This window comes from Anaerococcus porci (genome assembly GCF_034090325.1).
Classification (GTDB): Bacteria; Bacillota; Clostridia; order Tissierellales; family Peptoniphilaceae; genus Anaerococcus; species Anaerococcus porci.
Map to the genome: position 1 here is coordinate 1 of NZ_JAXDSU010000077.1, position 7,325 is coordinate 7,325.

Consider the following 7,325-nt stretch of genomic DNA (forward strand, 5'->3'; position numbering starts at 1 on the left):
TTTATTTTTAAGTATCTAATCTAATTCCACAAAGACATTATAGCTCTTGCCTCTTTAATCAGATTAATTAGTTTTTTCATTCTTGAATTATCTCTTAAATAAGCTATCCCGTCACCTGTTATTTGTAGCTTGGATAAATCATAATTTACAATATCTCCACCCCAAGCCTTAGTTAAAACTAAATTTTTTATATAGCCCTTTTCTTCTAAATCTTCAAATATAGAAATAAAATAGCTTTCTTGTACTGGAAAATCATTAGTAAAAGGAAATAAATACATATCATCAATATAATTATCCTTAAATTTCCTATACAAATAAGTTAAAATCTTAAAAACCAAAACATCATAATCATCCTTAGCCATAATTCCTCCTTTATAGCACTAAAAAAGCACCCCTAAAAACTTACACCTGCAAGTTTAGTTGTGCTTTATTTTTCTTTATTCATTTTCTTTCTATATTCTTCAATTTTTTTTGATCTTCTTTCAATTTCCTTTTTATCTTCTTCTGTTAATTTTCCATATGATGTTTGGGAATTACATCTATCTTGGAAATTTTTTATTACTTCTTCATCCGTTATTTCGCTTTTTTGTTTTAATTTCATTTTTAACCTCAAATATGTTTATATCATTATCATTTAAAACTTTAACTAATTTTATTCCCTTATTCAATAGAAACTCTCTTTGCTTCTTATAGCTTCCTACAGCTAAGGGTTCTATATACGCACCATTGCTATCTTTAGGAACAATAATTGCGACATTTGGTTTACCTCCAAATGCTCCCTTTTTTGTAACTGATGTACTCAAGAACTTTTTGACATCATCGTTTAGTCTATTAATATCTTCTTCTGTTCTATAAACAATTATATCGTGTTTTAGCTTATTTTTCAATAAACCATCCTCTATATTAACTGCATTTGTTAAGATGATTTCTTCTTCTTTTTCATTAGATGGTATATATCTGTTATCTATATACCCATTAATTTTTTCAAATAATCTTAATCCATCTTCATCTTTCCCATTATAAGTGTATTTCCTAATAGCCTTTACTTCATCCTCACTTAAAGTTTGAATCCATTTCTTAGCATCTCTTCTTAATGTATTAACAACTTTATTATCTGGCAGTGGATTATAACCTAACTCCATAGCTTTTGACCTAGCTATATTACTTAATTTATTGTCTACTATCTTATTTGCTAAGTCTATCCTATCACGCTTTTCATCTAATGCCTTATGTTTTGCAGCTGAATGTACTATTCGCTTGTTTTTTCCATTTTTAGGATCATATATTACTAAACAATCACAATGTCTATGTCTTCTAAAAACTTCATTACCTGTATTTTTTACATCTTCATAATTATATATACCCGCTAATTTATCACACCAATCACAACATTTACCATTGGTATATCTTTCTATCTTAGGACTTAAACCAGCCTTTGCATGCAAATCAGCATTTTTTCTAATAGTTTCATCAACCACAGCTTGGGTGAAGTTTATTACTGGTTCATTTAATAACCATTTGCCATCTTCGTAAGAATCATATTTAGTAATTTTATCCACAAGCTTATCAATCCTATCTTGGTTTAAGTCTGCTTCTTGTGCTTGTATTGATATATTAGCTTGTTTATTTAATTGGCTTTGAACTTCCTTTGAATATTCAGAAACTAAATCATGATTTCTTACCATATTAGGCTCTATCAATCTTTTTGCTATATTATAATACATCTTCCCATCTGGCAAATCTCCAGTTTTTATTTTATCCTGGAAAGTATTAGCAAGAATTTTCCCGACTTCAACAGCAAATTCATTAGCATCTTTGTAATTAGCTTTCTTATTTTTTAAGGCCTTTAATTTATCCTTGATTATTTTAGATTCTTTAGCTTTTAATTTAAAAGTTTTATCAATTTTATCAAATATACCTGGAACGATATCTTTACTTGTATCTATCATTTAAACACCTTCACCAATTCCCAATTTATCCCAGAAAGTTTATATTTTCTTTGATAATCTACATTAGCTTTAAATACACGTTTTAAATTCATTAAATCTCTAGGTCTTGCCCTTATTAAAATATTGGTTTTGCATTGACTAAGATTAGTATCCATTAGTAAAAATTTTTTATTAAATTTTTTAAATGCTCTCATTTCATCTTTAGTAGGAAAGCAAGTTATATGACATACCTCATCATATTTCTTTAATAAATTTAATGTTAAATTTATTTGATTAATTTTTGATGAAAAAGCTGGCATATAGTCTAAATCAGTGACATGATTAAATTTTTTATTTGCATAAGTCGTTTTGCCTGATCCAATAAATCCACAAAGGAAAATTACAGTTTTATTACTAAAGCTCATCTTCAGCCTCTACTTTTGGCGGCTCTTTGCTTGCATCAAAACCAGTTAACTCTGATAAATTATCACTTCCAAAATAACCTGGTACTGATTGATTTATTTTAATAGTTGCATCTCCAATTCCAGATAGAGCAGCAACATCCGGTTCAAATACTGGATACCATTTAGCTTTTACCTCAGAAATCATATCCCTTGTATAAGCATATTTATCAATTAAACATCTTGTCACATATCCAACATTCAAAAATCCAGACCCGAAACACCTTTGAGCCTTTCTTGCAGTAATTCTCAAAGTTTCATGACTTGCCTTTATTGCCTCGGCTGATGATGGATTATCAGTTACAAAACCTAAATCATCCAAGGTCAAACCTGTTTCACCAGCAAAAGCAGATGCTAATGTTTTTAATTGCTCAGTAAAAGGAGCCATTGATGTCTGAGGAAACTGTCCAAGTTTTGGGCTCTCATGGTCTTGATCTTTAGAAAACTGAAGTATAGACGCTATAGTTGCTTTATATTGGTCTAAGGGTTCAGCCTCTGGATCTAAACCAACAATATACTTTTGAGGAAAAGAATAAAATTCAGCTGTAACATCAGCTCTTTCTAAAGTTCTTTTAGCGTGAGCTTGTAAATATCTTGCAGGTCTTGTAATTCTTGACTTACCGAAAGGTCTTACAGCGTCAGGGCGATATATAATAGGTACTAGTAAAGGAATACCAGCAGGATTTTTAACACTAGAAACAACCTTGCCATCAGAAATATATATCGTTTCATTAGGTTTAAAATATGCTTCAAGCTTCGGTGTATCAAAACCTATTTTATCATCACCACTTCTTTCAAGCACAGCATAACCTTCTGTCAAAAGTCCAGTTATAGGATCAATATTTCCTGTTGCATTACTAGCTTCAATGATTTGAAGTCTTGGCTTTTCATTTACTCCTTGACTGATATATACAAAACAACAACCACCTATTAGAGCAGAAAGAATAGCAGAATCAAAAAATATATCTGGATTATTTAAATTATAAATTTCATTAAAAGAAAACAAATCATTTTCAAATTCCTTAAAAACTAACCTATCGGCTAAGGCATCTACAGCCTTGGTACACCAACCTAAATTTGATATATATTGAGATTTAATTTCTGTTGGAATCACAAATCCACGATCAATTTCATTTTTTTTACAATCATAATATTTATATTTATTAAGTACGTGCATTCTATGTAAATCAAGTTTTTTTCTCAAATTTTCTACATTATAATTATTCATTTAAATTAATAATAACCTCTTTCGTGTGTATATTTGTACAGTGATGGGGGAACTCCGGAATAATTATCCAAAAGGGGAGGTACGCCCCCCATAAACGTTGGAATTTCAACGTTCTATTTTTTTCTTTTATATTTTTCCCAATTGAAACTCAAAGGCAAGTTTCTGTTCGTTGGAATTTCAACGTTTTTACTTTCTTTATATAATTTATCTGACTTTGCTCTGTTACAAGTCCAATGAGCAAGCTGTAAGTTAGATATATCAGACGGATGACCTCCTTTTGATACAGGAATTATATGATCAATGCAGGGACTCAATGGGTCTGGAGGTTTAGCATTCATATCAACAGGCTTACCACATATACCACAAAGTCTTTCTGTTTTTAATATTCGTTTTTTATTTTTTTCAAACATAGCTCTGTGAGGTCCAGACCTATCAGTCCTATCCAATCTTTCCTTGGCCATACTATAATCCTTTCTATATGTAAATTAAAAACTACCAACACAAAGGTGGTGGTAGCTTTCAAAAATAATTTATAAACTAGGAGACTCTAATGAGAATGTATGTTACTAGAAAGTGAGCAATAATAACAAATTACGAAGGATTTTCCCACTCACTTTCACATTACCATTATACACCCTATTTCAGTATAAAGTGTCCACTAATAGTCCAATTCTTAGATATTTTTATCAAACTTCTTTACTATATTAATAATTACCAAATAAAGACAAAGCAATATGAACCAAACCATCATTGGCCAAGTTATAAAGATGAGCCTTTTCATAATGGTACTTATCTTTCAGATTCTGGATCTTGTTATACTTATAAGGCCTCCCATAAATCTCCAAGGTGATATCCCTTTGAATCTCACTCATACTTTTAAAAGCATAATCAACCTCTTCAATAATCTTTCTATTTTCTTTTATGTTAGTTTGTAATAAATCAATCTCTGCCAAAACATTTAACAACTTATCATTATCCGAAGCTCCACCATAAGGCGGCTTATTACCATAAGAAACAGTTGTCTTTCCCTCTTTTATACTATTCAATTCATCAATTTTCTTTTCAGCCCTATAAATAAAATCTCTAGCATAAAAATATCTTTTTAACTTATCCTTAACTAAATTTACATAAATATCTTGCATTAATTCTCCTAACTACCTACCCGAAGACCCAAAACCCTTGACCCCTCTATCAGTATTACAATCAATCTCCAAAACATTCTCCAAATCAACCATACTTTCTTCCCTAAAAACCAGTTGGCCAATCCTATCACCTTTCTTAATCTCATAATCATTACCAGTAATATTTGTAATAGAAGCCTTAATCTCACCCCTATAAGAAGTATCAATAAGACCAAGATTACAAATTAACCCCTTACTAGAATTACCAGACATTGCCCTTAAATCAGCATAACAACCATCATCTAATTCCAAAAAAACACCAGTAGAAATAGTAGCAGTCTCCATTGGCTCTAACAACCTGTCTTCAATAGCTCTTACATCATATCCAATATCTCCATCTTTCTTACTTAATATGTAAGGTGCCTTGTACTTAATCATTAAAACCCTCCTCAAAATTATCATCAATTTTCATTTCAACTTCACAAACAAAATCTTCAATATCCTTATCTGAAAAATCAAACCTATTTTTCAAAACATAAATAACAATCTCCAAAAATAAAGAACAATCATTAATATTTAAAAACTTACTCATACTTATAATCCAAAAATCTGACCCCTTGCCTAAAAATAACCTCATATCGGGATAAATCATCAGCCTTAACATACTTTCTACCAAATAACTCCTTCATATTTGCCCAGACCTGCCAAGGAATAAAAAAAAACCTATCCTTAATCCCAACACAAACACCAGCAAGACCACCTAGCTTACTTTTAATCTCCAAAACCTCGGCTTGCTTATCCGAAATCACACTTTGTTTCATCCTATCAGAAGAAGTATACTTCGCTTCAAAACAAATAGACCTACCACCATCAAGAGTTCCCTCAAAATCAGGATTAGCATTTTTCGTAAACTGACCCTCAAATCGACCAGCCTTTTTAAGCCTAATAACCCTAAAAGGCTCATCAATCTTAGAAATATCAGCCTTGCCCTCATCCCTATAATACTTACAAGCCAAATCAATCAATTTCTCAAAATTTTTACCAAAACCATTGGCCTGTAAAGACCTAAAACTTTGGAGATTATTCATCACTCCAACCCCTTTCACGAATCAATCCCCAAACATCAATACTTAAATCCTCTAATTTATTATAAATTTCCTCAATCTTTTGATCTAAATCATAATCTTCATATTCGCCTATATCCTCAACTTCTTTTATAGCATTCTCAAAAACATCAAACATATCAAATAACTTTTCCTTATCACTTTTCATTCTTTCAACTCCCACTTCAAACAAATTACATCAAAATAGGTAACTGATAACAAACTTAAAATTATAGTTAATTTATCAACACCCAACCATAAAAAAATCCAACTTAAAACTATAATCATAAAATCAAGTATTATTGATTTTTCATCTTTACTCATTCTTCCACCTCCACAAACTTCAAATACTTAATTTCAGATATTAATACACAAGCATCAAGTCTTATAAAATCATCATCTTTGTCAGCGAACTCCAAATAACAAAATCCGTCATCTTCAAATCTAAATGAATTTGCATTAAATAAGCATTTCATATCATCTTTAAATACAACTTTAATCTTTGTTTTCATTTTCCACCTCCACAGCATATAAACTCATATTTCCTTAATTTCCTTTATAGCTCTATCTTTTATTCTTAGGATTGCTTCCTTTTCTCTTTCACTATAATTTTTAAACCACTTATTCTTAAATTCTTTTAAACTTTTCCTATAAGTTTCTTCTCCATAATCAGCCGACAACCACCATTCCAAATCATGAGTTAGTTCAGCAAAATCTTTTACAAACTCATTCATAATTTCATCTTGCATTTCCCCAATTAAATTATTTTCAATGCTGTAGCAAATATAACTTAAAGAGCCTCCACTCATTCCTCTACCTTCACAACTTCCACTTTGTATCCTATAATCTTTAAACCTTTCTTTTGCCTTCTCATTTTTGAGTAAATAGTCGTCTCAGACTTGCCAGCATCCTTTGCCAACTCCTCAATAGACCTACCAACAGCAATAGGCCACTCCAATTCATCTGCTGTAACCATAAAATATAATCTTTCCATAAATCACCTAAAAAGGAATATTATCATCCTCAAACTCCACAAAATCATCATCAAAATAATCATCAATATTAGTTATATTGTTATAAGCCTTAGCCTTATTATCTCCACCAGACTTAATATCCAAAAACCTTACCCTGTCTGCTCTAACATCAGTTGTATAAACCATCTTTCCGTCCTTGTCCTTATAAGAACCAGTTTGGATTTTACCAACTATAGCACACAAAGAACCTTTTTGGAGATACTTTGAACAAACTTCTCCCATCTTGCCCCAAACAACAATCCTCGGAAAATCTGCCGTAGGATAATTATTTGCCTTTGCTTCCTCCTTTTTTTCCTTGCTCATTTCCCTATCCACTGCAAGCACAAAAGAACAACAAGCAATATTTGTTCTTGTATACCTAAGCTCAGGAACTCTTGTAAGCCTACCTACTAAAGTTAAATTATTAATCATCTATTTCTCCCCATTCATAAAACTTTTAAAACCAAAATA

Annotated in this window: 16 protein-coding genes; all 16 read right to left on the bottom strand. The window is 31.0% G+C overall.

What is annotated here, in order from left to right; genetic code table 11:
* Nucleotides 1–20 precede the first annotated feature (20 nt).
* The 16 genes from SOR60_RS08395 to SOR60_RS08470 all read right to left on the bottom strand — a co-directional run bounded on the left by SOR60_RS08395 (nucleotide 21) and on the right by SOR60_RS08470 (nucleotide 7,286).
* Nucleotides 21–362, bottom strand: coding sequence for a YjcQ family protein (locus SOR60_RS08395; protein ID WP_176269918.1), 342 nt, complete (start codon nucleotides 360–362; stop codon nucleotides 21–23).
* 65 nt (nucleotides 363–427) lie between these two features.
* The gene (locus tag SOR60_RS08400) at nucleotides 428–601 is read right to left on the bottom strand and encodes a hypothetical protein (protein ID WP_176269917.1); all 174 of its coding nucleotides are present in this window, start codon (nucleotides 599–601) and stop codon (nucleotides 428–430) included.
* Nucleotides 567–1,949 (bottom strand): VG15 protein, encoded by a 1,383-nt coding sequence (locus SOR60_RS08405; RefSeq protein ID WP_320595680.1) that lies wholly within the window; start codon nucleotides 1,947–1,949, stop codon nucleotides 567–569. The genes SOR60_RS08400 and SOR60_RS08405 overlap by 35 nt, the downstream gene beginning before the upstream one ends.
* The gene (locus tag SOR60_RS08410; protein ID WP_176269916.1) at nucleotides 1,946–2,353 is read right to left on the bottom strand and encodes a hypothetical protein; all 408 of its coding nucleotides are present in this window, start codon (nucleotides 2,351–2,353) and stop codon (nucleotides 1,946–1,948) included. The genes SOR60_RS08405 and SOR60_RS08410 overlap by 4 nt, the downstream gene beginning before the upstream one ends.
* The gene (locus tag SOR60_RS08415) at nucleotides 2,343–3,617 is read right to left on the bottom strand and encodes a hypothetical protein (RefSeq protein ID WP_320595681.1); all 1,275 of its coding nucleotides are present in this window, start codon (nucleotides 3,615–3,617) and stop codon (nucleotides 2,343–2,345) included. The genes SOR60_RS08410 and SOR60_RS08415 overlap by 11 nt, the downstream gene beginning before the upstream one ends.
* Before the next feature lie 113 nt (nucleotides 3,618–3,730).
* Complete coding sequence (locus SOR60_RS08420) at nucleotides 3,731–4,078, bottom strand: HNH endonuclease (RefSeq protein ID WP_320595682.1); 348 nt, start codon at nucleotides 4,076–4,078, stop codon at nucleotides 3,731–3,733.
* A 243-nt stretch (nucleotides 4,079–4,321) separates the two neighbouring features.
* Nucleotides 4,322–4,759 (bottom strand): hypothetical protein, encoded by a 438-nt coding sequence (locus SOR60_RS08425; RefSeq protein WP_320595683.1) that lies wholly within the window; start codon nucleotides 4,757–4,759, stop codon nucleotides 4,322–4,324.
* 12 nt (nucleotides 4,760–4,771) lie between these two features.
* Nucleotides 4,772–5,176, bottom strand: a complete 405-nt coding sequence (locus tag SOR60_RS08430; protein WP_320595684.1) for a dUTP diphosphatase — start codon at nucleotides 5,174–5,176, stop codon at nucleotides 4,772–4,774.
* The gene (locus SOR60_RS08435) at nucleotides 5,169–5,330 is read right to left on the bottom strand and encodes a hypothetical protein (RefSeq protein ID WP_320595685.1); all 162 of its coding nucleotides are present in this window, start codon (nucleotides 5,328–5,330) and stop codon (nucleotides 5,169–5,171) included. Before SOR60_RS08435 ends, SOR60_RS08430 begins: the two co-directional genes overlap by 8 nt.
* On the bottom strand, nucleotides 5,323–5,826 hold the full coding sequence (locus SOR60_RS08440) for a Holliday junction resolvase RecU (protein WP_320595686.1): 504 nt from the start codon (nucleotides 5,824–5,826) through the stop codon (nucleotides 5,323–5,325). Before SOR60_RS08440 ends, SOR60_RS08435 begins: the two co-directional genes overlap by 8 nt.
* Entirely contained in the window at nucleotides 5,819–6,010 is a 192-nt protein-coding gene (locus SOR60_RS08445) for a hypothetical protein (RefSeq protein WP_320595687.1), read from the bottom strand. The genes SOR60_RS08440 and SOR60_RS08445 overlap by 8 nt, the downstream gene beginning before the upstream one ends.
* Nucleotides 6,007–6,165, bottom strand: coding sequence for a hypothetical protein (locus SOR60_RS08450; RefSeq protein WP_320595688.1), 159 nt, complete (start codon nucleotides 6,163–6,165; stop codon nucleotides 6,007–6,009). Before SOR60_RS08450 ends, SOR60_RS08445 begins: the two co-directional genes overlap by 4 nt.
* Nucleotides 6,162–6,353, bottom strand: coding sequence for a hypothetical protein (locus SOR60_RS08455; protein ID WP_320595689.1), 192 nt, complete (start codon nucleotides 6,351–6,353; stop codon nucleotides 6,162–6,164). Before SOR60_RS08455 ends, SOR60_RS08450 begins: the two co-directional genes overlap by 4 nt.
* Nucleotides 6,354–6,377: 24 nt before the next feature.
* Nucleotides 6,378–6,650, bottom strand: a complete 273-nt coding sequence (locus tag SOR60_RS08460; RefSeq protein WP_320595690.1) for a hypothetical protein — start codon at nucleotides 6,648–6,650, stop codon at nucleotides 6,378–6,380.
* A complete protein-coding gene (locus tag SOR60_RS08465) occupies nucleotides 6,647–6,835 on the bottom strand; it encodes a hypothetical protein (RefSeq protein WP_320595691.1) in 189 nt (62 codons plus the stop codon). The genes SOR60_RS08460 and SOR60_RS08465 overlap by 4 nt, the downstream gene beginning before the upstream one ends.
* A 7-nt stretch (nucleotides 6,836–6,842) precedes the next feature.
* The gene (locus SOR60_RS08470; RefSeq protein ID WP_320595692.1) at nucleotides 6,843–7,286 is read right to left on the bottom strand and encodes a single-stranded DNA-binding protein; all 444 of its coding nucleotides are present in this window, start codon (nucleotides 7,284–7,286) and stop codon (nucleotides 6,843–6,845) included.
* Nucleotides 7,287–7,325 lie beyond the last annotated feature (39 nt).

Excerpts from the sequence above, each read along its gene's own strand:
- SOR60_RS08440 (WP_320595686.1), bottom strand. The coding sequence starts at position 5,826 with ATGAATAATCTCCAAAGTTTTAGGTCTTTACAGGCCAATGGTTTTGGT.
- SOR60_RS08470 (WP_320595692.1), bottom strand. The coding sequence starts at position 7,286 with ATGATTAATAATTTAACTTTAGTAGGTAGGCTTACAAGAGTTCCTGAG.
- SOR60_RS08415 (WP_320595681.1), bottom strand. The coding sequence starts at position 3,617 with ATGAATAATTATAATGTAGAAAATTTGAGAAAAAAACTTGATTTACAT.
- SOR60_RS08420 (WP_320595682.1), bottom strand. The coding sequence starts at position 4,078 with ATGGCCAAGGAAAGATTGGATAGGACTGATAGGTCTGGACCTCACAGA.
- SOR60_RS08435 (WP_320595685.1), bottom strand. The coding sequence starts at position 5,330 with ATGAGTAAGTTTTTAAATATTAATGATTGTTCTTTATTTTTGGAGATT.
- SOR60_RS08430 (WP_320595684.1), bottom strand. The coding sequence starts at position 5,176 with ATGATTAAGTACAAGGCACCTTACATATTAAGTAAGAAAGATGGAGAT.
- SOR60_RS08455 (WP_320595689.1), bottom strand. The coding sequence starts at position 6,353 with ATGAAAACAAAGATTAAAGTTGTATTTAAAGATGATATGAAATGCTTA.
- SOR60_RS08450 (WP_320595688.1), bottom strand. The coding sequence starts at position 6,165 with ATGAGTAAAGATGAAAAATCAATAATACTTGATTTTATGATTATAGTT.
- SOR60_RS08395 (WP_176269918.1), bottom strand. The coding sequence starts at position 362 with ATGGCTAAGGATGATTATGATGTTTTGGTTTTTAAGATTTTAACTTAT.
- SOR60_RS08465 (WP_320595691.1), bottom strand. The coding sequence starts at position 6,835 with ATGGAAAGATTATATTTTATGGTTACAGCAGATGAATTGGAGTGGCCT.
- SOR60_RS08410 (WP_176269916.1), bottom strand. The coding sequence starts at position 2,353 with ATGAGCTTTAGTAATAAAACTGTAATTTTCCTTTGTGGATTTATTGGA.
- SOR60_RS08425 (WP_320595683.1), bottom strand. The coding sequence starts at position 4,759 with ATGCAAGATATTTATGTAAATTTAGTTAAGGATAAGTTAAAAAGATAT.
- SOR60_RS08400 (WP_176269917.1), bottom strand. The coding sequence starts at position 601 with ATGAAATTAAAACAAAAAAGCGAAATAACGGATGAAGAAGTAATAAAA.
- SOR60_RS08405 (WP_320595680.1), bottom strand. The coding sequence starts at position 1,949 with ATGATAGATACAAGTAAAGATATCGTTCCAGGTATATTTGATAAAATT.
- SOR60_RS08460 (WP_320595690.1), bottom strand. The coding sequence starts at position 6,650 with ATGAGTGGAGGCTCTTTAAGTTATATTTGCTACAGCATTGAAAATAAT.
- SOR60_RS08445 (WP_320595687.1), bottom strand. The coding sequence starts at position 6,010 with ATGAAAAGTGATAAGGAAAAGTTATTTGATATGTTTGATGTTTTTGAG.